General features: G+C 66.6%; 15 protein-coding genes. 5 read left to right on the forward strand and 10 right to left on the reverse strand.

The annotated features are described in order from the left end of the window. The first annotated feature begins 11 nt into the window (after positions 1–11). The 3 genes from CTR55_RS20230 to CTR55_RS20240 all read left to right on the forward strand — a co-directional run bounded on the left by CTR55_RS20230 (position 12) and on the right by CTR55_RS20240 (position 5,067). Positions 12–1,370 (forward strand): DUF1329 domain-containing protein, encoded by a 1,359-nt coding sequence (locus CTR55_RS20230; RefSeq protein WP_296288758.1) that lies wholly within the window; start codon positions 12–14, stop codon positions 1,368–1,370. A gap of 101 nt (positions 1,371–1,471) precedes the next feature. Beyond that, positions 1,472–2,572: a YCF48-related protein gene (locus CTR55_RS20235; RefSeq protein WP_296288759.1), complete on the forward strand. Its 1,101-nt coding sequence runs from the start codon at positions 1,472–1,474 to the stop codon at positions 2,570–2,572. A 59-nt stretch (positions 2,573–2,631) separates the two neighbouring features. Further along, positions 2,632–5,067 carry an MMPL family transporter gene (locus tag CTR55_RS20240; RefSeq protein ID WP_296288761.1) on the forward strand — a complete coding sequence of 812 codons (2,436 nt, stop codon included), beginning with the start codon at positions 2,632–2,634 and terminating at the stop codon, positions 5,065–5,067. A gap of 138 nt (positions 5,068–5,205) precedes the next feature. Here the strand turns inward: CTR55_RS20240 and CTR55_RS20245 are convergent, their stop codons facing one another. The 3 genes from CTR55_RS20245 to CTR55_RS20255 all read right to left on the reverse strand — a co-directional run bounded on the left by CTR55_RS20245 (position 5,206) and on the right by CTR55_RS20255 (position 10,127). Beyond that, positions 5,206–7,521 (reverse strand): ATP-dependent DNA helicase, encoded by a 2,316-nt coding sequence (locus CTR55_RS20245; RefSeq protein WP_296288763.1) that lies wholly within the window; start codon positions 7,519–7,521, stop codon positions 5,206–5,208. Further along, a complete protein-coding gene (locus CTR55_RS20250) occupies positions 7,518–9,167 on the reverse strand; it encodes a VRR-NUC domain-containing protein (RefSeq protein WP_296288765.1) in 1,650 nt (549 codons plus the stop codon). Before CTR55_RS20250 ends, CTR55_RS20245 begins: the two co-directional genes overlap by 4 nt. Positions 9,168–9,452: 285 nt before the next feature. Further along, positions 9,453–10,127, reverse strand: coding sequence for a MarC family NAAT transporter (locus tag CTR55_RS20255; RefSeq protein WP_296288767.1), 675 nt, complete (start codon positions 10,125–10,127; stop codon positions 9,453–9,455). Between the two features lie 176 nt (positions 10,128–10,303). On the opposite strand from CTR55_RS20255, the gene sulP reads away from it, so the two are divergent. After that, positions 10,304–12,031, forward strand: a complete 1,728-nt coding sequence (sulP, locus tag CTR55_RS20260; RefSeq protein WP_296288768.1) for a sulfate permease — start codon at positions 10,304–10,306, stop codon at positions 12,029–12,031. Here sulP and CTR55_RS20265 read toward each other — a convergent pair. The 6 genes from CTR55_RS20265 to CTR55_RS20290 form a co-directional block, all read right to left on the reverse strand. Next, on the reverse strand, positions 12,028–13,059 hold the full coding sequence (locus tag CTR55_RS20265; RefSeq protein WP_296288770.1) for a DUF2955 domain-containing protein: 1,032 nt from the start codon (positions 13,057–13,059) through the stop codon (positions 12,028–12,030). The two genes, sulP and CTR55_RS20265, sit on opposite strands and share 4 nt — an antisense overlap. Then, positions 13,049–14,098, reverse strand: coding sequence for an HlyD family secretion protein (locus tag CTR55_RS20270; RefSeq protein ID WP_296288859.1), 1,050 nt, complete (start codon positions 14,096–14,098; stop codon positions 13,049–13,051). Before CTR55_RS20270 ends, CTR55_RS20265 begins: the two co-directional genes overlap by 11 nt. A gap of 71 nt (positions 14,099–14,169) precedes the next feature. After that, a complete protein-coding gene (locus CTR55_RS20275; RefSeq protein ID WP_296288772.1) occupies positions 14,170–15,690 on the reverse strand; it encodes an efflux transporter outer membrane subunit in 1,521 nt (506 codons plus the stop codon). A 2-nt stretch (positions 15,691–15,692) separates the two neighbouring features. Beyond that, positions 15,693–16,802, reverse strand: a complete 1,110-nt coding sequence (locus CTR55_RS20280; protein ID WP_296288773.1) for an AI-2E family transporter — start codon at positions 16,800–16,802, stop codon at positions 15,693–15,695. 22 nt (positions 16,803–16,824) lie between these two features. After that, positions 16,825–18,654 (reverse strand): monovalent cation:proton antiporter-2 (CPA2) family protein, encoded by a 1,830-nt coding sequence (locus CTR55_RS20285; RefSeq protein ID WP_296288775.1) that lies wholly within the window; start codon positions 18,652–18,654, stop codon positions 16,825–16,827. Positions 18,655–18,977: 323 nt separating this feature from the next. Continuing rightward, on the reverse strand, positions 18,978–19,580 hold the full coding sequence (locus CTR55_RS20290; RefSeq protein WP_296288778.1) for a hypothetical protein: 603 nt from the start codon (positions 19,578–19,580) through the stop codon (positions 18,978–18,980). A 467-nt stretch (positions 19,581–20,047) separates the two neighbouring features. Between CTR55_RS20290 and CTR55_RS20295 the strand changes: the two genes are divergently transcribed. Then, positions 20,048–21,643, forward strand: a complete 1,596-nt coding sequence (locus CTR55_RS20295) for a hypothetical protein (protein ID WP_296288780.1) — start codon at positions 20,048–20,050, stop codon at positions 21,641–21,643. Positions 21,644–21,840: 197 nt separating this feature from the next. Here CTR55_RS20295 and CTR55_RS20300 read toward each other — a convergent pair whose 3' ends face one another. Further along, positions 21,841–23,208 (reverse strand): DUF1329 domain-containing protein, encoded by a 1,368-nt coding sequence (locus tag CTR55_RS20300; protein WP_296288782.1) that lies wholly within the window; start codon positions 23,206–23,208, stop codon positions 21,841–21,843. Between the last annotated feature and the right edge of the window lie 2 nt (positions 23,209–23,210).

The following is a 23,210-nucleotide window of genomic DNA, read 5'->3' on the forward strand; positions in this document are numbered from 1 at the left end:
AGAAACACAGCATGAACTTCAAGCCCACCCTGATCGCCACCGCCCTCGGCCTGACCCTCTGCGGTCTGGCCCAGGCCGCGGTTTCCCCGCAGGACGCCGCCCAGCTCGGCAGCACCCTGACCCTGGTCGGCGCCGAGAAAGGCGCCAGCAGCGACGGTTCGATTCCCGCCTACGCTGGCGGCCTGACCACCGCCCCGGCCAGCTTCAAGGCCGGCGACAGCATGCGCCCGGACCCCTTCGCCGGTGAGAAGCCGGTGCTGGTGATCGACGGCAAGAACGTCGACCAGTACAAGAACGAGCTGTCCGCTACCACCGTCGAACTGGCCAAGCGTTATCCGACTTTCCGTGTCGATGTCTACCCGACCCATCGCAGTGTCGCGTTGCCGGAAACCGTGCTGGAGAACAGCCGGAAGAACGCCGTCACCGCGCAATCCCTGGAGGGTGGCACGGCTATCGACAACGCGCTGCCGGGCGTGCCGTTCCCGATCCCGAAGACCGGCGCCGAAGCCATGTGGAACTTCCTGCTGCGCTACCAGGGGGTGAACATCAAGGCCAAGTACGACTCCTGGAACGTCGACTCTTCCGGCAGCGCCAACCTCGCCACCACCGGCCAGGCCTTCATCAACTACCCGGTGTACGAAGACCTCACCCAGCCGGTGAAGGGCTCCGAGGTCTACTACCAGATGAAGCTGTACTACAGCGGCCCGGCCCGCCGCGCCGGCGAGGCGATGATGCTCAAGGACGCCGCCAACCCGCTGCAGCAGCCGCGCCGCGCCTGGCAATACCTGCCCGGCCAGCGCCGTGTGAAGCTCGCGCCGAACCTGGCCTACGACACCCCGAACCCCGGCATGGCCGGCGCCGGCACCTATGACGACGTGTTCGTCTTCAACGGTGCGCTGGACCGCTACGACTGGAAGCTGGTGGGCAAGCAGGAAATGGTCGTGCCCTACAACACCTACCGCCTCACCTACGTCAACGACATCAAGCCGGTGGTCACCCCCAACCACCTTTCGCCCGACTACGTACGCTGGGAGAAGCACCGCGTATGGGTCGTCGAAGGCACGCTGAAGTCCGGCGCGCGGCACATCTACGCCAAGCGTCGCTTCTACCTCGACGAAGACAGCTGGGTGGCCCTGGCCTCCGACCAGTACGACGCCCGCGGCCAGCTGTATCGCGGCTCCTTCGCCTTCCTCAGCCAGAGCTACGACAAGCGCATCCCCGATGCCACCCCGTTCATGATCTACGACCTGACCGCCGGCTCGTACAACATCAACGGCGTGGTCGGCCCGTACGGCGGCATCAGCTACATCGACCCGCTGGCCAAGACCCAGTGGTCCCCCGAGGCGCTGGCCGGTAGCGGCATTCGCTGACCAGGGACGCGGTGGCCCGGCCTGTTGCAAAGCGGGGCCGCCGCGGCTCCTGCAGCGAAAGCCGCAGGAAAAGATGCGAAGAGAGTTGTGAGGAAAGCACCATGCAGATCCCCTTCAAGCGCCTGATGCTCCTGGGCGCCTTGCTGCTGGCGGGCGGCGCTCAAGCCGGCGAAACGGCCGCAGAGTTCGTCGACGTGCTCGACCTGCCGGCCCCCCACAGCGCCGACCCCAGCCATGCACCGCTGCTGGCCGTCACCCGCGTCGACAAGCGCCTGGTGAGCGTCGGCCAGCACGGCCACATTCTTTACTCCGATGACGGCGGCATCAGTTGGCGCCAGGCCGAGGTGCCGGTCAGCTCCGACCTGACCGCCGTGCGCTTCCCCACGCCACAGGACGGCTGGGCGGTAGGCCATGACGGCGTGGTCCTGCACAGCGCCGACGGCGGCTTGCACTGGCAGCGCCAGCTCGACGGCCGGCAGATCGGCCAGTTGATGCTCGACTACTACACCTCCCACCCGCAGCCGGATAACGCCACCTGGCTCGACCAGGCGCGGCGGATGCAGGAAGAGGGCGCCGACAAGCCGTTCCTCGACCTGTGGTTCCGCGATGCCCAGGAAGGTTTCGTCATCGGCGCCTTCAACCTGATCCTGCACACCCTTGACGGTGGGCGCACCTGGGAACCCTGGAACCACCGCATCGACAATCCGCAGGCGCTGCACCTGACCGCCATGGCGGCCAGCGGCGATGACCTGTTCATCGTCGGCGAGCAGGGCCTGTTGCTGCGCCTGGACCGTCAACAAGAGCGTCAACAAGAGCGTCAACAAGAGCGTCAACAGGAGCGCTTCGTCGCCCTGCAGTCGCCCTATGCCGGCAGCTTCTTCGGCGTCGTCGCGCAGCCGGGCCTGGTGTTCGCCTACGGTCTGCGCGGCCATGCGATCCGCAGCCTCGACGGCGGCAAAAGCTGGAGCGCGGTGGACACCGGCCTGCCGGCGAGCCTGACCGCTGCCAGCTTCGATGCCAACGGCCGGCTGTACCTGTTCAGCCAGGCTGGCCAGGGCCTGGTCAGCGACGACCGTGGCGCCAGCTTCAAACCGTTGGAACTGACCGAACGCCTGCCCGTCAGCGGCGCTGTGGCCGGCCCTGGCCGGCTGCTGCTGGTCGGTGCCCGCGGCGTCCGCGAGAACGCGATGCCGGTGCGCTGAGCGCGCCGGTGTTTCGCCCGTACAAGAGCCATAAGAACAAGAGATAGAGAGACAGCCTCATGGTCGACCTGAAGCAAGGCGAGATGCCTGTAGTCCGCGAACTGCGGGACTTTGACACCCACAGCGGCAACCTGCTGGAGCGCCTGGTGTTCAACCACCGCGCGCTGTTCATCGCCTTGATCGCCCTGGTCACCGTGGTGCTGGGCTACATGGCCGTGACCCGTCTGGAGATGCGCCCGGCCTTCGAGAAGATGATCCCCCACGGCGATCCCTACATCCGCAACTACCTGGACAACCGTGCCGCCTTGCGCGGCCTGGGCAACTCGGTGCGGGTGGTGGTGGAGAACCCCAACGGCGACATCTTCGACCCGGCCTACATCGACAGCCTGCGGCAGATCAGCGACCAGCTGTTCCTCAGTCATGGCGTCGACCGTGCCTGGATGAAGTCGCTGTGGTCACCGGCAGTACGCTGGACCGAGGTCACCGAGGAAGGCTTCCAGGGCGGCCCGGTCATGCCCGATGGCTACGACGGCAAGCCCGAGGCCATCGGCCAGTTGCGCCAGAACATCGCCCGCGCCGGCATCGTCGGCAGCCTGGTGGGCAACGACTTCCGTTCCAGCATGCTGGTGGTGCCGCTGCTGGACCGTGATTCGGCCACCGGCAAGGGCATCGACTACCGCGAATTCTCCCGCGCCCTCGACGACCTGCGCCTGAAGTACGAGTACCTGGGCGACGCCCGTGCCTTCGCCGCCGGCGAGGAGGGCAAGGGCCCGGTGCGCCTGCACGTGATCGGCTTCGCCAAGCTGGTGGGCGACCTGATCGACGGCCTGGTGCGGGTGATGCTGTTCTTCGGCCTGGCGGTGGTCACCGCCTTCGTCATCATCTTTTTCTACACCCGCTGCCTGCGCAGCAGCCTGCTGGTGATCGGCTGCTCGCTGCTGGCGGTGGTCTGGCAGCTCGGCCTGGTGGCCTGGCTGGGCTACGCGCTGGACCCGTACTCGATCCTCGTGCCGTTCCTGATCTTCGCCATCGGCGTGTCCCACGCCACGCAGAAGATGAACGGCATCATGCAGGACATCGGCCGTGGCACCCACAAGCTGGTGGCCGCGCGCAACACCTTCCGCCGCCTGTTCCTGGCCGGCGTCACCGCGCTGCTGTCAGACGCGGTGGGCTTCGCCGTGCTGATGCTGATCGACATCCCGGTGATCCAGGACCTGGCCATCGCCGCCAGCATCGGCGTGGCGGTGCTGATCTTCACTTCGCTGCTGATGATGCCGGTCGCGCTGTCCTACGTCGGCGTCAGCCAGAAGGCCGCCGCGCGTGCCCTGCGCGAGGATCGCCAGGTGGACCGCCAGCAGGGTCTCGGCAAGCTCTGGGCGCTGCTGGATCACTTCACCGAGCGGCGCTGGGCGAGCATCGCGCTGATTGTCGCCGCGCTGATGGGCGCTGGCGGGCTGCTGGTCAGCCAGCACCTGCAGATCGGCGACCTCGACGCCGGCGCCCCGGAGCTGCGCGCGGACTCGCGCTACAACCGTGACAACGCCTACATCACCAGCCACTACGCGCTTTCCAGCGACCTCTTCGCGGTGATGGTGAAGACCGCGCCGGAAGGCTGCCTGAACTACCGCACGCTGGTTCTCGCCGACCGCCTGGGCTGGGCGCTGCAACAGCACGAGGGCGTACAGGCCACCACCTCGCTGGTCAACGCGGTCCGGCAGATCACCGCCGGCACCTACGAGGGCAACCCCAAGTTCGCCAGCCTGCAACGCAACCAGGACGTGCTCAACTACGCCGCCCAGCAGGCCTCGGTGAACACCCCGGAGCTGTTCAACACCGAATGCTCGCTGATGCCGGTGATCGCCTTTCTCAAGGACCACAAGGCGCAGACCCTCGACGAAGTGGCCGGCATCGCCGAGAACTTCGCCCGCGCCAACAGCACGCCGGACCGCCAGTTCCTGCTGGCCGCCGGCAGTGCCGGGATCGAGGCAGCGACCAACCGCGTGGTACGCGAGGCCAACCACCGCATGCTGTTCTACGTCTACGCGGCGGTCGGCATCTTCTGCCTGATCACGTTCCGCAGCTGGCGTGCGACCCTGGTGGCGCTGCTGCCGCTGGTGCTCACCTCGATCCTCTGCGAAGCGCTGATGGTGATGATGGGCATCGGCGTGAAGGTTGCCACGCTGCCGGTGATCGCCCTGGGCGTGGGGATCGGCGTGGACTACGCGTTGTACCTGCTCAGCGTGCAGCTACAGATGCAACGGGCCGGGCTGCCGTTGTCGGTGGCCTACCAGCAGGCCGTGGCCTTCACCGGCAAGGTGGTCGCGCTGGTTGGCGTGACCCTGGCGGCGGGCGTCATCACCTGGGCCTGGTCGCCGATCAAGTTCCAGGCGGACATGGGGATCCTGCTGACCTTCATGTTCCTCTGGAACATGCTCGGGGCGCTGATCCTGATTCCGGCGCTGTCACACTTCCTGTTGGGTGGTCGGAAGCTCTGATCGTGCCGGCTGGCGCGCTCGGGATGCGCTTTGTAGCGGGCCATGCCCGCGCGCGTACCGCACGGCACCGCATCTCACAAAGGCACAAAGGCACAAAGGCACAAAGGCTAATCGCGGTGCAGGGGGCCGCGCTCAGGGTTACAGCAACAAATCCCCCTGTGGCGCCTTGAATCGCGGCGGGTCGGCAATGAACCTCAGCCGCTCCGGTTTCCACCACCCCGGCAGCAACCGCCGCACTGCCGGCTGGTTGAAACGGTCATCGAGCAGGTAGATCACCCCCGAATCCGTGGGCGTGCGGATTACCCGGCCGGCTGCCTGGACGACCTTCTGCAAGCCGGGGAACAGGTAGGTGTAGTCGTAGCCGTCGCCGAACATTCCCTGCATGCGCTGCTTGATCTCCTCGTTGACCTCGTTCACCTGCGGCAGCCCCAGCGTGGCGATGAAGGCGCCGATCAGGCGCTCGCCCGGCAGGTCGATGCCCTCGCCGAAAGCGCCACCGAGTACAGCGAAGCCAATGCCGCGCGAGCCGGTGGTGAAGCGGTCGAGGAAGGCCTGGCGCTCCAGTTCGTTCATGCTGCGCGACTGTGCCCAGTGCGGGATGTCCGGGTGCTCGGCGGTGAAACGCTCCAGCGCCTGCTGCAGGTAGGCGTAGCTGCTGAAAAAGGCCAGGTAGTTGCCGGGGCGCGCGCGGAACTGCCGGGCCATCAGGGTGCTGATCGGCGTGAGGCTGGCCTCGCGGTGCTGGTAGCGGGTGGAGAGATTGCTCAGCGCATGGACTTCCAGCTGTTCGGCGTGGAAAGGCGACTCCACTTCGCGCCAGCCGGTGTCTTCGGGCAGGCCGAGCAGGTCGGCGTAGTAGTGCGCCGGCGTCAGCGTGGCGGAGAACAGTGTGGTGCTGTGGGCCACCTTGAAGCGGTCGGCGAGGAAGGGCGCCGGCACCACGTTGCGCAGGCACAGGGTCGAGAGTACGCGCCGCGCGCTGACATCGTGGCGAGTGATGTCGAACAGCGAGTGCGGCCCGTAGGCCTCGGCCAGCCGGCAGAACAGCATGGCGTCGAGGTAGAAGCGCAGCAGCTCGGCCTCGTTGCCGGTGGGCTGGTCGGTGAGGTGGTCGGTGATGGCGCTGACGGCTTTCTGTAGCGCGGCGATGAACAGGTCGGGGATGGTCGGGTAGATCTGGTAGTCAACGTCCTGGTCCTGGTGCAGCTGGTTCCAGTGCCGGCCGACGCGCTCCAGCGCGCTTTTCAGCTTGGCCGGGGCGACCTTGCGCAGGGCGTTGAACTCGTCCTGGTCGAGCTCGGCGCTGTACATGCCGCGGCCGCGCTCGATGAGGTTGTGCGCCTCGTCCACCAGCAGGGTGACCTTCCAGTCATTGAGCACGGTAAGGCCATAGAGCAGGGCGGTCATGTCGAAGTAATAGTTGTAGTCGCCCACCACCACGTCGGACCAGCGGCACAGCTCCTGGCTCAGGTAGTACGGGCAGACCTGGTGCTCCAGCGCCACCTTGCGAACCGCTTCCTGGGTCAGCCAGCACTGCTTGAGCGCGGCCTCGCGGGCGGCGGGCAGGCGGTCGTAGAACCCCTTGGCCAGCGGGCAGGATTCGCCGTGGCAGGCCTTGTCCGGATGCTCGCAGGCCTTGTCGCGGGCGACGTGCTCCAGCACCCGCAGCGGCTGGGCGGCCTCCTGCTGGCGCAGGGTCGCCAGGGCGTCGAGCGCGAGGCGCCGGCCGGGGGTCTTGGCGGTGAGGAAGAACAATCGGTCCAGCTGCTGGCCGGGGAAGGCCTTGAGCTGCGGGAACAGCGTGCCGAGGGTCTTGCCGATGCCGGTGGTGGCCTGCGCCATCAGCGTCTGGCCGTCGCGGGCGGCGCGGTAGACCGACTCGGCAAGCGTGCGCTGGCCCTGGCGGAAGTCGGCGTAGGGGAAGCGCAGCGCTTCCAGTCCCTGGTCGCGCTCGACGCGGTGAGCGCTTTCCTGCTCGGCCCACTGCACGAAGCGCTGGCATTGCAGCTCGAAGAAGGCGCGCAGCTCGTCAGCGGCGAAGCGCTCGCGGAACTCGGTTTCCTTCTGGGTGATGACGTTGAAGTAGACGACGGCGAGATCGATAGCATCGATCTCCAGCGTCTGGCACAGCAGCCAGCCGTACACCTTCACCTGCGCCCAGTGCAGCAACCGGTGGTTCTGCGGGATGCGTGCGACGTCGCCGCGATGGGTCTTCACCTCTTCCAGCAAGTTGGCGTTCGGGTCGTAACCGTCGGCGCGGCCGCTGACCACCAGCCCCGGATATTCGCCACGCAGCGGAAGTTCGGCGATGTAGCCCAGCCCCCGGCGGGAGACCACCGTGGCGTGCCCGGCCATGCCTTCCTGGGCGGTGGGCGCGGGGGTGAAGCGCAAGTCGAGGTCACCTTCCTTGGCGGTGAATTCGCACAGCGCGCGCACGGCGATGGCGTAGCTCATTCGCACTCGTCCGCCTCGCCCTGCCAGCGCACGTAGCAGACCTCCACCGGCATGCCGTGCTCGGCGCAAAAGGCCAGCCAGCGCTTCTGGTTGTCCTGCAGGCGGTCGCCGGGGCCCTTCACCTCGATCATCCGGTAGCGCGCCTCGGCGGGCCAGAACTGGATCAGATCGGGCATGCCGGCGCGGTTGGCCTTCGGGTCGGCCAGCAGGCGCTCGAACCACAGTTTCAGGTGCGCCGCCGGCAGGCAGTGCAACGCCTGCTCCAGCAGGCTTTCGTCGAGCACCTCCCAGTGCACGAAGGGCGAGAGGATGCCGGATTTGGCGGCCCAGGTTTCGCGGATCGCCGGCCGATACGCGTCGCTGTCCAGCAAGGCCAGGCGTGCGGCGAAGGCTTCCGCGCGGCGGCTGACGAAGTCGCTGCGGTTGAGGTCGCTCGGCCCCGCCTGGAAGGGGTGGAAGAAGGCGCCGGGCAGCGGGGCGAAGATCACGTCCCAGCAGAGCAGGCCGAACAGGCTGCAGATCAGCGCGTTCTCTACGTAGTGCACTGGCGCTTCGTCCTCGTGGAGTACGGCCTGCACGGCGAACTCGACGTTGACGTCCGGGCGCGGCAGCTCCAGGTCGATGCGCAGCGGCAGCGCGGCCTTGGCGGCTTTTTCCTTCGGCAGGCCGAGCTGGCGGACCAGCCGGGTCAGCGCGCGCTCGACCAGTTGCAGCTCGCCGTCGCTTTCCGGCGCGGCCAGCGCGGCTTGCACCAGCGCGTGGGCTTCCTCGAAGCGTTGCAGACGCTCCAGCACGCGAACCTGCCGCTGCCGCGACCCCCCGGCCGCAGTGCGCTGGTACAACGCCAGCGCGGCGTCCAGCTCACCTTCGCGCTCCAGCTGGTAGGCCATGCGGTACAGCAGGCGGCCGTGGCGGGTTTGCAGGTAGGCGTTGTCGCTGTGGAAGTCGCCCAGTTCGGCCAGCAGCTCGCCGATGGGCTCGCCGGTTTCGAAGCGGACCGCACCGTTCCACAGGTGGATGTAGGCTTCCAGGTCGTCGCGGCTGCGGAAGGCGCGGGAATCGGCAGTGAAGGGGACGGTTTCGTAACGGAAGATGCCGAGGTCAGCCAGGACGAACTCGGACCAGCCCTGCTGCAGGTTGCCGAAGAAAAGCAGGCGCAGGCGGTCGCACAGCGGCGTTGCCATCAGGGTGTAGAGGTGGTCGAGGTCCGGGTACCAGCCGGCGAAGGGCTGTACCTGCTCGTGGTAGGCATGCAGATGTTCGTAGAGCTCGGCTTTCTTCAGCGAGCCGCGTGGCAGGTCATCGCGGAAGCGCGCGAGCAGTTCGTCCTTGAGCAGCAGCGGCAGCAGCTCTGCCAGCGCGAGCGGGTAGGCGTCGTCGAGCCAGCCCAGCTCCAGCAGTGGCGCGGCAGCGGCAGGGATGTCACCGATCTCCGCGTAGCTCAGCTTGCCGGCGCGAAAGTGCGGCCCCTTGCGCATCACCAGCCGCACCAGCAGCGCCCGCGAGGCGAGCGGCAGCGCGCGGAAATCGGCAATGAACCGGGCTTCCTCGGCGTCGAGCAGGTCGGCGTAGCGTTCGTCGATCCAGTCGAGGGCGCGGTGGAAGTTGGTCAGGTAGTAGAGGCTGGGCTCGAGCGGCGCGTGCATTTTTGAGGAATAGGGCGGGCACTGGTTTTACATACAGTGGCAAGGATGGCGTGATGGGGGCTTGGCCGCAAGGGCTGTGGCGGCCTTTCATCGGGTCGGGACGAGTTGAGCAAGGCGGTGGTTGCCTGTCGGGGCTTTCTATTTCTACTGCTGCGCGCCCCGCTCCGCAGGACGAGGGGGTTCGGGCGGGGCATTGGTGACTCTTCGCTCCGCTCCAGTTTCCTCTCCCTCAGGGAGAGGATTAATAGACAAGGGAAACCCCTGCACGGGGTTTCAGAAGCAGAGTCACGGCCGCTGGAGCAACTGCGCGTTGGCATTGATGAGCCCCTGCGCGACCTCCACCAGACCGTTGATGGCGAACTGCACGCCCATGCACACCAGCAGGAAGCCCATCAGCCGCGAGATGGCGTCGATGCCGGATTTCCCCGTGGCCTTCATGATCAGGTCCGAGGCGCGCAGGCAGCCCCAGAGGATCAGCGCTGTGCACAGGAAGATCAGCGGCGGGGCGACCAGCAGCACCCACGACGGGAAGCTGGTGCTGTGCTTGATGCTGGCTGAGGAGCTGATGATCATCGCGATGGTGCCGGGCCCGGCCGTGCTGGGCATGGCCAGCGGGATGAAGGCGAAACTGGTGCGCTCGGGCATGTCTTCACGGGCGTCAGGGGAGGGCATGGGCGCGGGAAACAGCATGCGTCCGCCGATGATGCAGAGGATGCCGCCCCCGGCGACACGCAGGCCCGGAATCGAGATGCTGAATACCCCCATGATGAACTCGCCGATGTAGTAGGTGAGCGTCATGATGATGAACACGTAGCAGGCGGTCAGCAGCGCCTGCTGGTTCTTTTCCTCGTGGCTGAAACCCTGCGACAGGGCGAGGAACAGGGCCACCGTGGTCGGCGGATTGATCAGGGGCAGCAACGCGAGCAGCCCAAGTAGGATAGCGTCGAACAAACTGCTCATATCGGCACACTTCTCCACTGGCGGTTGCGGGGAAGTTTAGGTGCGAATTCGCCCCCGACGGAAAATCTGTCAGGGCGCGGTCGTCGCCGGCCGCGCGAGCGCTGATCTACGCTGCATGTCGAAAGGCCTGCCGTTTCGCGCGGCCTTTCGCCGTACCCGTCTGGAGCCATTTCCCGATGTCCGATACCTCGCCGCGCCCCCGTTCCGGATTCGACTGGCAGCGCTGGCTGCCCGGTCTGGTCACCCTGCGCAATTACCAGGTGAGCTGGCTGCCCAAGGACCTGGCCGCCGGCCTGGTGCTGACCACCATGCTGGTGCCGGTGGGCATCGCCTACGCCGAGGCTTCCGGCGTGCCGGGCATCTACGGGCTGTACGCGACCATCATCCCGCTGCTGGCCTACGCACTGTTCGGGCCCAGCCGGATTCTGGTGCTCGGCCCGGATTCGGCGCTGGCCGCGCCCATCCTCGCGGTGGTGGTGCAGTACGCGGCGAGCGATCCGCAGCGGGCCATCGCCATCGCCAGCCTGATGGCGCTGGTGTCCGGCGCGGTGTGCATGGTCGCCGGCCTGCTGCGCCTGGGTTTCATTACCGAGCTGCTGTCCAAGCCGATCCGCTACGGCTACATGAATGGCATTGCACTGACGGTGCTGATCAGCCAGTTGCCCAAGCTGTTCGGCCTCTCCGTCGACAGCCAGGGGCCGCTGCGCGATCTCGGGTCTCTGGGCCAGGCGTTGCTGGAAGGGCGTGCCAACTGGATGAGTTTCGCCGTGGGGGCGGGCAGTCTGGTGCTGATCCTCCTGCTCAAGCCCTACAAGCGCCTGCCGGGCATCCTCATCGCGGTGATCCTGGCGACGCTGGCGGTGAGTCTGTTCGATCTGAGCAGCCACGGCGTCAAGGTGTTGGGCCAGTTGCCGCAGGGGTTGCCGTCGTTCGCCTTCCCCTGGGTAACGGATATCGACCTGGTGGAAGTGGTGCTCGGCGGTGTCGCGGTGGCGCTGGTGTCCTTCGCCGATACCAGTGTGCTGTCGCGCACCTACGCGGCGCGGCTGAAGACCCCGGTGAACCCCAACCAGGAGATGTTCGGGCTGGGCGTGGCGAACCTCGCATCCGGGCTGTTCCAGGGCATCCCCATCAGCAGCAGTTCCTCGCGCACGCCGGTGGCCGAGGCGGCCGGCTCGAAGACCCAGCTCACCGGCATCATCGGCGCGCTGGCGGTGACCCTGTTGTTGCTGGTGGCGCCCAACCTGATGCAGCACCTGCCTAACAGCGCGCTGGCCGCCGTGGTGATCGCCGCGGCGCTGGGGCTGTTCGAGTTCGCCGGCCTCAAACGCATCTTCCGTCTGCAACAGTGGGAGTTCTGGCTGTCCATCAGTTGCTTCGTCGGCGTGGCGGTGTTCGGCGCCATTCCGGGCATCTGCATCGCCGTGGCGATCTCGGTGATCGAGTTCCTCTGGGACGGCTGGCGGCCGCACCACGCCGTGCTTGGCCGGGTCGGCGGGGTGCGCGGCTATCACGACGTAACGCGTTATCCGAATGCCCGGCGCATCCCCGGCCTGGTGCTTCTGCGCTGGGATGCGCCGCTGTTCTTCGCCAACGCCGAACAGTTCCAGAACCAGGTGCTGGCGGCGCTGGATGAATCGCCTACGCCGGTGCAGCGCCTGGTGATCGCGGCGAGCCCGGTGACCAGCATCGACATCACTTCCGCCGACATGCTCGCCGAACTGGACAAGGTGCTGGAGCAGCGCGGCGTCGAGCTGCAATTCGCCGAAATGAAGGACCCGGTGAAGGACAAGATGAAGCAGTTCGAGCTGTTCGAGGGCCTGGGCGAATCGGCCTTCCACCCGACCCTGGGCGCCGCCGTGGATGCCTACCTGGCGGATTCCGGGGTGGACTGGGAACCCTAGGCCGTACGGGCCCGCGCGCGGCGGCCGTCGATCCAGATGAGCATGCCGCTGGCGTACAGCGACACCGCGAGGAATAACGCCATGCGGATGGCGAAGGCGCGGTAGACGTCCTGGCCGCCGGCGCTGTCCTGCACCGACTGGCCGAGCAGGATCAACATCGTGGTCAGGCAGCTCACCCAGTACGCCGGGCTCTTGCGCGTGGCCACCGCGGCATACAGGCGACGCCCTTGCCAGAGGGTGAACAGCAGCACCCAGAGGAAGAACATCCACAGGTGCACGAACAGGCTCAGGGCGCTCCAGACCAGGATCGCCAGCAAACCGGCCAGCAGGGTGGAGCCGATCAGCTCGCGGCTGGCATGGCGCGCACGGGTCTCTCCGGCCTGTTGCCCGAGGCTCACCGACTTCATGATCAGCGGCATGAAACGGTCCGGCGCGATCATCGCCAGCAGGAAGGCCGGCATCACGATCAGCACGGCGCGCAGGGCGATCCAGGCGGCGTCCTGCTCGCTGGGCAGCGGCGGCGCGGGAGGCGAGGGTGCATTGGCCGGCTCCGGGAACAGCGCATGGGCCACGGCGGTGCTCAGTACGGCCAGCAGCATGCCCTTCGCCAAGGCTTCGACCACCGACAGTGCGAGGGTGAAATCGCTGGTGCCCGCCGCCGCGATCATGGTCAGGCCGATCACCAGCAGGTTCGCCAGCAGGCCGTTGCCGCCGCGCAGGGTATAGCGGAATACGCCGTACAGGCCGACGCCCACCAGCAGCACGCCGCTGAGTGGCGCATGGCGCAGCAAGGGGATCAGCAGCAGGCCGATGCCGCAGCTCAGCAGCACCAGCACCGCCAGCGCTGGAGCCGCTTTCAGCGGCAGGGCCTGGGCGCGCATCGCCAGCAGGAGCACGGCAAGTACCGGTGCAAGAAAGGGGATCGGCAGGCCGATGCCGTAACTGGCTGCCAGGCACAGGGCGACGCCCCAGGCCAGGCGCAGCGCGCGCCGCCGGCGCAACTCGACGGGGGACAGCTCAATAGGCATACGAGAGCCAGCTCATCAGCCACATGAACACGCGGCCGAGCAGGTTCAGCGGGTTGCCTTCGCTGGGCAGCGCCATGACCTCGGCCTGGCCGCCCACGCGCAGGCCGGCGGCACTTTCCAACTGGTCGCGATCCAGCTCGACTATCACCGGGAAGCGCTGCGCCGAACGCAGCCATTCGCGGCTGTTCTGCACCGTCGGCAGTGAGCCGGGCGGGGTGCTCTGGCCGACGCTGACGCCGTAACCGATGCTGCGGATGCGCCCCTTGAGCAGCTCGCCGGGCAGTGAGTCGAGTACCACCAGCACCGGTGTGCCGTTGCGCAGGTGGCCGAGGTTGTTTTCGGTCATGTCGGCGCTGATCCACAGGTCGTGGATGGCGATCAGCGTCATCACCGGGCTGCCGGGGCCAACGTAGTGGCCAACGTCGGTGCGCAGGTCAGTGATCAGCCCGTCGGAATCAGCGCGCACGGTGGTTCGGGCGAGATCCAGGCGAGCCTTGGCAACGTTGGCCGTGGCGCTGCGCAACTGGGCGTTGTCTTCATCCTGGCCGCCTTGCTGCTCGCGGGCGCGTTCGACCTCGGCGCGGGCCGCCGCCACCTGGCTGGCCGCCTGTTCGCGGGTGGCCTGGGCGTTTTCCAGGCGGCGCACGGAGACGGTGCCGGGGTCTTCCTGATAGAGCCGTTGCAGGCGCTCGGCGTCCTGCCGGGCCTTGCGTTCGTTGGCCTGTGCCGCTGCCAGCGAGGCCTGGGCGGAGTCGATGCCGGCGGTGCTCGCGCCGATCTGCCGGCGCACCGTGTCCAGGTCCGCCTCGGCGCGCTGCAAGGCGATGCGGTATTGCTCCTGGTCCAATTCGAAGAGCACGTCGCCCTTGCGCACTTCCTGGTTGTTGCCCACCGCCACGCGCTTCACCGAGCCGGCCACCTCGGCGCTCACCGGCACCACGTAGGCCTGCAGCCGCGCCTGTTGGGTGTAGGGCGTGAAACGGTCGGCGAGCAGGTACCAGGCCAGGCTGACGACGATCAGCAGCAAGACCACGCGCATGCCGCGATCCGGCGCGGATTTACCCGGGGCCGGGAGGGTGGGTGGTGCCGGCGGCGTAGCGGGGGCGTCGCTCATTTCGGGCTTCCTTGTTCCTTGGCGGTTGGGGCGGGCTCGTCGAGCAGGTCGCCCCAGTCGGTACGTTGTTGCATCTGTTGCCGGGTGGCGGAGTCGACGGGTGTGCGCTGGTCGTCCCAGCCACCGCCGAGGGCCTTGTACAGCGCCACCAGGCTGCTGACCGCATTGCCGCGGCTGACCAGGTAGCCGTCCTGCTGTTGCAGCAGCAGTTGCTGGGCGTCGAGTACGCGCTGGAAGTCGGCGAATCCTTCGCGGTACTGCGAGCTGGCCAGGCTCAGCGAGCGCTGCGCCGCCTGCGAGGCCTGCTCGCGGATGCCGGCGCTCTGCAGCGAGCGCACCAGCCCACTGGCGGCATCGTCGGCTTCCCGCGCGGCGTTGCGCACATCCTGCTGATACAGCTCGATCAGTTGCTGCAGGCGCGCGTCTTCCACGCGCACGGCGTTCTTGCGCCGACCGTAGTCAAAGGGGTTCCAGATCAGGCTCGGGCCGGCGGCGAGGTTGAAGCTGTCGGGCAGGTTGCTGGCCGAGACGAAGCTCCAGCCGAGACTGCCGATCAGGCTCAACGACGGGTACAGGTCGGCCTCGGCGACACCCACCAGCGCCGACTGCGCCGCTACCGCCTGCTCGGCGGCGCGGATGTCCGGGCGGCGCTGCAGCAGGCTGGCCGGCACATCCTGGAGGATTGCGCCATCGGGCATCGGTAACTGGCCGTGTCGTGCAAGCAGCTCCGGCATCTCGCCCGGCGGCCGGCCGAGGAGGGCGCAGAGGATGTTGCGCAGGGCGTTCACCTGGTTCTCGAACTCGGGGATGGTCGCCAGGGTCGCCAGGTATTGGGTGCGTGCCTGCTGCCAGTCCAATTCGTCGTTCTCGCCGTGGCGGAACAGCCGCTCGGTAATCTGCAGGCTGCGCTCCTGGCGCTTGGCGTTTTCGCGGGCGATGTCCAGGCGCGCCTCGGCAGTGCGCAGGCCGAAGTAGGTGTCGGCGACCTGCGCGCGCAGTAGCACCAGGGCATCGGCATAGTTGGCTTCGGAGGCGAAGTACACGGCATCAGCGGACTCGATGGCGCGGCTGAAGCGGCCCCAGAAGTCGATCTCCCAACCGATGTCGAAACCGGCGCTGGATTGCCAGAACACCGAGTCTCGCGCACTGGCGGCGCCGTGCTGGTTCTGCTTGAGGTAGAGGCTGTCCGCACTGATCTGCTGCAACTGCGGGTAGCGCCCGGTCTCGGCGATCGCCAGTTGCGCACGCGCTTCGGCGATGCGCAGGCCGGCTACGCGCAGGCTGGTGTTGTGTGCGTCGGCCTCGGCGATCAGCGCGTCCAGGGTCGGGTCGGCGAACACGGCCCACCAGCGGCTGAAGTCCGGCGCAGCCTCCCTGTGGCCAGCCTGGTCCAGCAGCGGCGTGCTCCAGTCGTTCAGCCACGGGGTCTGCGGCCGCTGGAAGTCCGGGCCGACCTGGGTGCATCCGCCCAGCAGGGCGGCAAGGGCAAGGGTGCAGCGGCCGACGCGCTTTGGCATGGCTAACCCTGTTCGGACGGTTTGGCGGGGCTGTCCAGCTTCGGCACCTGCTGGTCGACCCATTGCCAGAACAGCTTGTAGGTCACCGCGAGGATCACCGGACCGATGAACAGGCCGATGATGCCCTTGACCACCATGCCGCCCAGGGCGCCGATCAGCACCACCGGCATCGGCACATCGACGCCGCGCCCCAGCAGCAGCGGCTTGAGTACGTTGTCGACGAGGCCGGCGACGAAGATGTAGATGGCGAACACGATGGTCGTGCCGGTGAAGCCCTCGGTGCTCAGCACATAGATGATCACCGGCAGGGTGACCAGGCTCGCCGGGGCCTGGGCGATCCCCAGCACGAGGACGATCAGCGCCAGAATCCCCGCGCCCGGCACGCCCTTGAGCACGAAGCCGATGCCGATCAGCAGCATCTGGATGAAGGCGATGCCGATCACGCCGACGGCAACCGCGCGGATGGTAGAGGTGCACAGTGCGGAGATATGCAGGCCGCGTTCGGCTCCGGAAATCCGCATGGCGATGCGCTGCGCGGCGATGGTGCCCATGTCGCCAAAGGCCATGATGATGCCGGAGATGATGATCGCGCCGATGAACAGCAGGAATGCGCCGCCGGCGCTGGCGGCGGCGCCCAGCAGCATACGCCCGGCGTCCTTGATGTTGGGCATCAGGCCGCGCAGTACGTCGCTCAGACTGTTGGAGGCGGCCAGCCAGTAGTCATAGACGCGCGGGCCGATCAGCGGCCATTCGGCCACCGAGGGCGCGGGCGCCGGTACGCTCAAGGTGCCGCTCTTGAGCACAGCGCCGACGCTGTCGACGGAGTCGGCGATGGACGTCGCCATCAGGTAGATCGGTGCTATCAGGACCAGCAGGATGACGAGCACGATCAGCGTCGCCGCGTGGCCATCCTTCAGCCCGGTGCGCGCCTTGACCCAGCGCAGCACCGGATAAAGGGTCACGGCGAGGATGACCGACCAGAGCATCAGCTCCAGGAACGGCCGGAACACCTCGAACGAGAAGAGTACCAGGGCGGCAATCACCCCCGCCTTGATGAGAATGTCGAGCATGCCCTGGGACAGGGCGCCGTCGAGCTTGAAGCCTGGTTGCATGGTTTCCTCCGGATCGGCCGTGTCAGGTCGGGCGATCATTGCCCGGCTGGGCGCTAGGGGTGGGCTGTTCGGTGGGCGGTTCCTGGATGGATGGGCTGACGCCGGCGAGGGTGTCGCCGGCATCGTTGAAACGGCCGTTCGGCTCGTCGTCACGGCCCTGCCGGTGCAGGTCCAGCAGCGACTGCACTTCCTGCTGCTGATAGCGGCGTACCCAGGCAGCGGCCTGTTCCTCGCTCACGCCCAGCTCGATGAAGGCGCGGCGGCCCATCTCAAGGCTGGAATGGAAGGTTTCACGGACCGGGTTGGCGCCGCGGTCGAGCAACTGCAGGGCCTGCTGGCGGTCGAGCGCGCGGGCGATTACCCGCGTCTGCGGATAGAGGCGCGCGAGGGCGTCCACGGTGTTCAGGTTGATCTGCGGGTCATCGGTGGCGACGATCACCAGCTCGGCCTCGCCGACCTTGGCGGCGTGGAGGATTTCCGGGCGCGTCGGGTCGCCGTAATAGATGGGCACGCGGCCATCCTTGCGCTGGCGGACCAGGGCATCCATCGAGGTATCCAGCGCCACCACCGGCACGCCCTGGGCGTGCAGCAGGTTGGCAACGACTCGCCCCATGCGGCCCATACCGGCGATCACTACCTTGGGTTGGTCATCCACTTCGGGTGGCTCCTCGGGTACGACCGTGGGCGTGCTGTCGCCACGCAGTTGGCGGGCCAGCGCCATCATCACCAGCGGCACCACCGCCATCGACAAGGTGATGGCCAGCACCAGCAGGTCGTGGACTCGCTGGTCCAGCAACCGGTGGTCGAGGGCGAGCTGGAAGACCACGAAGGCGAACTCGCCACCGGAGGCCAGTACCACGCCCAGGCAGATCGCCTCGGCGCGATTCAAACCACCCGAGAAACGCCCCAGGCCGAACAGCAGCGGCAGCTTGATCCCCACCAGCAGGACGGTCAGCCCCAGCACCAGAAGCGGGGCTTCGAGCAGCAGGCTGAGGTCGGCCGTCATGCCCACACCAACGAAGAACAACCCGAGCAGCAAACCCTTGAGCGGCTCGATCTGCGACTCCAGCTCGTGGCGGAACGGCGACTCGGCCATCAGCATGCCGGCCAGAAACGCGCCTAGCGCCATGGATACGCCTACATGCTCCATCACCCACGCGGTACCCAGGACCACCAGCAGCGCGGTGGCGGTAGACAGTTCGCGCAACCCCGAGCCGACAGCCCAGGTGAACACCGGGCGCAACAGATAACGCCCGCCGACGATGACCACGCCGATGCCGACAGCGACGGTCAGCAAGGGGCGTATGCCCTCGTTGGAAGGGTCGCCACTGCCCGCCAGCAAGGGCACCACGGCGATCAGCGGAATGGCGGCGATGTCCTGGAACAGCAGGATGGCCACTGCCAGCCGGCCGTGGGGCTTGCCCAGGTCCTTGCGTTCGGCCAGCACCTGCAAGCCGAAGGCGGTAGAGGAGAGCGCCAGGCCCACGCCCAGTACCACGGCTGCGCCCGGCGACTGGCCGAATAGCAGGTAGGCGATCAGGCCCAGAATGAGTGCGGTCAGCCCGACTTGCAGCGAACCCACCCCGAACAGTGAGCGGCGCATCATCCACAGGCGGCGTGGGGAAAGCTCCAGGCCGATGATGAACAGCAGCATCACCACGCCCATTTCAGAAAGGCGGCTGACGTTTTCCGGATGACTGACCAGGCCCAGCACGGACGGGCCGATCAGGATGCCGGCCAATAGATAGCCCGGCACGGCGCCCAGCTTCAGGCGTTGTGCCAGGGGGACGAGTATGACGACCGTCAGCAGGAAAATTACCGTCGCCTGCAGCAGGCTCCCGTCATTTGGCATTCATCAGCCCTCTTGTGGTTCCTTGCGGGCTCATTGCCCTGTCGATACTTCCCGGCGTTAGCGAACGCGGGGGCTTCCCGGCTGCCACCGGCACCCCGGGCCTGCCTGGCTTCCTGAAGGCAAGAGAACAGGGACGGGTGCCGCGCCGCTCACGCATTCGCCTCGCGGAGGCGCTTTCTCCGCGAGGGCAGTCGCTGGGGGCAACGTGAAATGGAGTATGGGTGATCCGTGGCTTTTTGCCGGCCGGCGAGCTTAAGCGCGGAAGACCCGTCGCGAAATACAACGCCAGCAGATTCAAATACTTACGAGGGCAACGCGCGAAGCTAGAGTTTCCAGATGGGACCGTAGGAGCCAAAGCAGGCGTTCGACAGCGCCTGCGCGCGGACACCGTGGGCTTCGTAACCGCCCCATTCGTTGACTTCCAGGGTTAACTGCGGCGTGAGTTCCTTGCCGCTTTTCAGGCGCACGCTGTCGAACACCCGCAGCTTCTTGCCGCTTTGGACCACGCTGGTTTCCATCCAGGCGTCGGGCGTGCTGGCCTCATCCAGACGAGCCAGCAGCGCGTTGTAGAGTGGCAGGTAGCGGCCGTCGGGCGCCTTGCAGTCGATGTTGATCTTCTTCACCAGGGCTTCGGCCTCGGCGGAGCTGAAATACAGCCGGGCGCCGAAATCGCGCTGCAACTTGTCGACGTAGCTCCCCTGGCCATCGGCGCCTGCCGGAACGGCTTTGGCGGTGTCGACCGGCTGCGCGGACAACTCGGCCTGGCAGGACTGCCGGCTCTTGTAGAACGTGTATGAAACCCGGGCGCCTGTGGGCTTGTAGACGGCCGAGGTGATCAGTACGTTGCCGTCTGCGCTCAAGTGATCGCCATCGGGAACGTAATCGCCGCCCTGGCCCCATACGCCATCCGGCAGGCCATTCGACACAGATGGGCGAGGAGGCCTCGCGGCGTAATTCGTAGACGCGGCCGTGCAGGAACGTTCCCGCATCACCGGCATGGGCCAGAAGTGATGGCAGCGACAGGCAGGATGCAATGAGCAGTTGAGTCCGATTCAAGAAGCCTCCCTTGGCAGCGTCCGCCCCGGATGGGCGGGCTCCATCATGAGGATAGCTGCGTCTGGCATACAAGCCGGCCGAGTTTTCCGACCGGGCGGCCGGGAAACAGCGCCGGGCCCTGGCACGCAGATGGTTGCGCCAGGGCAGTCGGCGAACGGCCGTCGGGTGCAATTCGTCGTCCGTTCACCGCGTTCGGTAGACGCCCGCATCACCCTCGACTAACCCTACAGGTCAGCGCCGACGAGCAGGTGTGGCTTTGCGAAAGCAAGCGGGAGGTTGCTCCTCGTCACGGAGTCTGGGTCCACGCCCAACCACTGCCAGCCAGGAGAGCGCCACCATGCCTGCTTCGCCCCTCCATCCCTTCCACCCGATTATCTACGTACGCGGTTTTGCTGCGACTTCCGGCGAAATCGAGGACACCGTCTCCGACCCCTACATGGGTTTCAATATCGGCTCCGCCCGTGCGCGCAGGATCTGGACGGGCGAAACGCAGCGTTTCTACTTCGAATCGCCGCTGGTGCGCCTCATGGGCGAGTACCAGTACGACGATCTGTATTTCGACGGGCTCGACAAGCTCGGCGCCGGCAATGAAGCGGTTCCCTATCGCTGCGTGGTCATCCACCGCTATTACGACGCAGCCTCGGAGGTGTTCGGCTCGGGCGATACGCCACCGATCACGCACTTTGCCCAGGGCCTGAACGACCTGATCCTGACCCTCAAGCGCAAGGTCCTGGTGAACCCCGAGAACATTGCCAATGGCGTCACCGCGCAGAACTTCCGCGTCCATCTGGTCTCGCACTCCATGGGCGGCCTGGTCTGCCGTGCCTTCCTGCAGAATGCCAGCCTGGGCTCGCAGGAGGCCCGGGATGCCGTCGACAAGCTGTTCACCTACGCCACGCCGCACAACGGTATCGACATGCGCATCGTGCGCAATGTGCCCGGCTGGCTGACCTTCGGCGACGTCAACAACTTCAACCGCGAGCGCATGGCCCAGTACCTGGCCCTGCCGGCGGGCACGGAAGATGTTTCACAGGTGCGCGGATTTCCGGCCGAGCGGATCTTCAACCTGGTGGGCACCAACCCCAAGGACTACCGGGTGCTGGCCGGCGCATCGGCCTGGGCGGCGGGTGATGAGAGCGACGGCCTGGTGCGCATCGAGAACGCCACGACCCATGGCCTGGGCGCAGATGGCCAGGATGTCACCTCGCCGAGGGCGTTCGTTCACCGCAGCCACTCGGGGTACTACGGCATCGTCAACTCGGAGGAGGGTTTCCAGAACCTCACCCGTTTCCTGTTCGGCAAATTGCGCTTCGATGGCGTGCTGGATATCGACGACATCACCCTGCCGGTCGAAGTCGATAAACAGATGAAGGAAGGTCGCGAGGTGAGGGCGTCCTACCAGTTCGAAGTCGCGGTGAGCGTCCGCGGCAGCCAGTGGCAGGTCACCCGGCGTGAAGTGCGCGAGAACTCGGCGATCTTCCGCACCTACGAGCAATTGTTCCCAGGCGCGCCGGGCGCAGTGAGACCGCCGGACCGGAGCCAGAGCCCACATCTCTTTTCGGTCTTCCTCGACCCGGACAAGAGCGTGAAAGTCTCGAAATCCGTGAGCTTCGCCTTTGAACTACGCATCCTCGTGCCGGATTACGAAGTGGACGGCGTGCTCTTTCTCAAGCGGCACTACGAGGGCAGTTACATCCTGCAGAAGCAGATACTGGTCGAGGCCATACGTGACCCGGCATCCCCCGTGGGCTGGAGCCTGAAGTACGGCTTCCAGGAGACCAATCCAGGCAAGCCGGGAGTCACCGCCAACAGCAGGCCACTGGCTGGCGGAAGCGGCATCGGTTTTGACATTCCCATTGCACAAGCCGTGCGCCCCGGCGTGACCGGTACGTTGCGTATAGAAGCTCGGCCGTGGAATGAAACCCTTCGCTGAGGCCGCAGATAACAACCAGAGCCGCTCAAGTTGAGGAGAATCACCCGCTCCGAATAGACCATTGCCCGCTTGGCTGGGCATGCTCCGCGCGACGCTCAATAAAAAAGCCGCCCGAAGGGCGGCGAGGGAAGGCATGCATGGAGCCCTGCCGGGGCACCAGCGGGGAGCACCGCCGGTGTCTACTGCATGTCGCTGGTTCAGCGCACGCCGTCGGTGCGCAAGGCCGCCGGGGTGAAGTCGAAGGTTTTCGCGCTGAAGCCGTACTGGGTGCTCCGTGGCTCCTCATTGCGCAGGCCCAGAACGATGTAGCGGCCGGAGAACAGGTCGTACAGCGTCTCGGCTGCCAGGTAACTGGCCTGCTGGTCATAGCGGTACAGCGCGTGTCCTTCGCCTACTCGCCAGAGTTGACCGCGGCCGTCGTAGTGGTCGACCTCGGCGATCTGCCAGGTGTCCTCGTCGATGTACATGTGGCGCTTGGCGTAGACGTGCCGCTGGCCCGGCTTGAGGGTTGCGACGACCTCCCAGACGCGATGCAACTCGTAGCGGGTGTGGTCCGGGTTGATGTGGCCAGCCTTGATGATGTCGTCGTACTTCAGCGCGGTGGATTCTAGGCGGTAGCTGTTGTAGGGGATGTACAGCTCCTTCTTGCCCACCAGCTGCCATTCGTAACGGTCGGGGGCGCCGTTGAACATGTCCAGGTTATCGGCGGTACGCAAGCCGTCGGCGGCAGTGCCTGGGCCATCGTAGGCGACCTGCGGGGCACGCCGTACGCGACGCTGGCCGGCGTTGTAGACCCAGGCCAGGCGCGGTTCCTTGATCTGGTCCAGGGTCTCGTGGGCCAGCACCACGGTGCCGGCCAGGCGTGCCGGTGCGGTGACGCGCTGTTTGACGAAATACAGCAGGTTGTCCTGGCGCTCGGCGGGCAGGTCGCTGATCTGCTTCGGATAGACCTGCTCCTCCTCGAAGCGTACCGGCGTATAGGCGCCGTCGACCTGGGGGGTGGCCTGGATGTAGCTGCGTTTGTAGTTGCCGCCCACGTAACGCGTAATGTGGTTCCACACCACCTCGACACCGTTCTTCGGAATCGGGAAAGCGTAGTAGCCGCTGCCGCTGAAGTTGCTCAGACCATCACCGCCGTTGATCGGCTGCACGTTCAGCGCGCTCTGTTTTGCCGCCTCCATGACTGCCGGCGGAACGCTGGCCGAGCGGTGGGTGGGGTACACCGGGATCCGGTAAGTCTGCGGGTAGCGCTTGAACAGGGCCATCTGGCCCGCGGTCAGGTTGGCCTTGTACTGCTCGGCGTTGGCACTGGTGATGACGAACAGCGGCTTTTCGCTGGCGAAGGGGTCGCCGAGGAAGCCGTTGGCCTGCACCGGGGCGGCGTCCTTGGGCAGGCCGCCGGTCCAGGCCGGGATGCTGCCGGCGGCGTTGCCTTCCTTCTCGGCCCCCAGGGGCGTCAGCGTGGTGCCCAGCCTGGCCGCTTCGTCCGCCGGGACAGCCGCCATTACCTGGCTGGCCAGTAGGCTCAGTGCCAGGATGAAACCCTTGTGAATGATCGTTTGCATGA

It is taken from the genome of Pseudomonas sp., from assembly GCF_002796985.1.
Classification (GTDB): Bacteria; Pseudomonadota; Gammaproteobacteria; order Pseudomonadales; family Pseudomonadaceae; genus Pseudomonas.

Excerpts from the sequence above, each read along its gene's own strand:
- CTR55_RS20240 (WP_296288761.1), top strand. The coding sequence starts at position 2,632 with ATGGTCGACCTGAAGCAAGGCGAGATGCCTGTAGTCCGCGAACTGCGG.
- sulP (WP_296288768.1), top strand. The coding sequence starts at position 10,304 with ATGTCCGATACCTCGCCGCGCCCCCGTTCCGGATTCGACTGGCAGCGC.
- CTR55_RS20275 (WP_296288772.1), bottom strand. The coding sequence starts at position 15,690 with ATGCCAAAGCGCGTCGGCCGCTGCACCCTTGCCCTTGCCGCCCTGCTG.
- CTR55_RS20245 (WP_296288763.1), bottom strand. The coding sequence starts at position 7,521 with ATGAGCTACGCCATCGCCGTGCGCGCGCTGTGCGAATTCACCGCCAAG.
- CTR55_RS20265 (WP_296288770.1), bottom strand. The coding sequence starts at position 13,059 with ATGCCTATTGAGCTGTCCCCCGTCGAGTTGCGCCGGCGGCGCGCGCTG.
- CTR55_RS20235 (WP_296288759.1), top strand. The coding sequence starts at position 1,472 with ATGCAGATCCCCTTCAAGCGCCTGATGCTCCTGGGCGCCTTGCTGCTG.
- CTR55_RS20280 (WP_296288773.1), bottom strand. The coding sequence starts at position 16,802 with ATGCAACCAGGCTTCAAGCTCGACGGCGCCCTGTCCCAGGGCATGCTC.
- CTR55_RS20270 (WP_296288859.1), bottom strand. The coding sequence starts at position 14,098 with ATGCGCGTGGTCTTGCTGCTGATCGTCGTCAGCCTGGCCTGGTACCTG.
- CTR55_RS20230 (WP_296288758.1), top strand. The coding sequence starts at position 12 with ATGAACTTCAAGCCCACCCTGATCGCCACCGCCCTCGGCCTGACCCTC.
- CTR55_RS20295 (WP_296288780.1), top strand. The coding sequence starts at position 20,048 with ATGCCTGCTTCGCCCCTCCATCCCTTCCACCCGATTATCTACGTACGC.
- CTR55_RS20300 (WP_296288782.1), bottom strand. The coding sequence starts at position 23,208 with ATGCAAACGATCATTCACAAGGGTTTCATCCTGGCACTGAGCCTACTG.
- CTR55_RS20250 (WP_296288765.1), bottom strand. The coding sequence starts at position 9,167 with ATGCACGCGCCGCTCGAGCCCAGCCTCTACTACCTGACCAACTTCCAC.
- CTR55_RS20255 (WP_296288767.1), bottom strand. The coding sequence starts at position 10,127 with ATGAGCAGTTTGTTCGACGCTATCCTACTTGGGCTGCTCGCGTTGCTG.
- CTR55_RS20285 (WP_296288775.1), bottom strand. The coding sequence starts at position 18,654 with ATGCCAAATGACGGGAGCCTGCTGCAGGCGACGGTAATTTTCCTGCTG.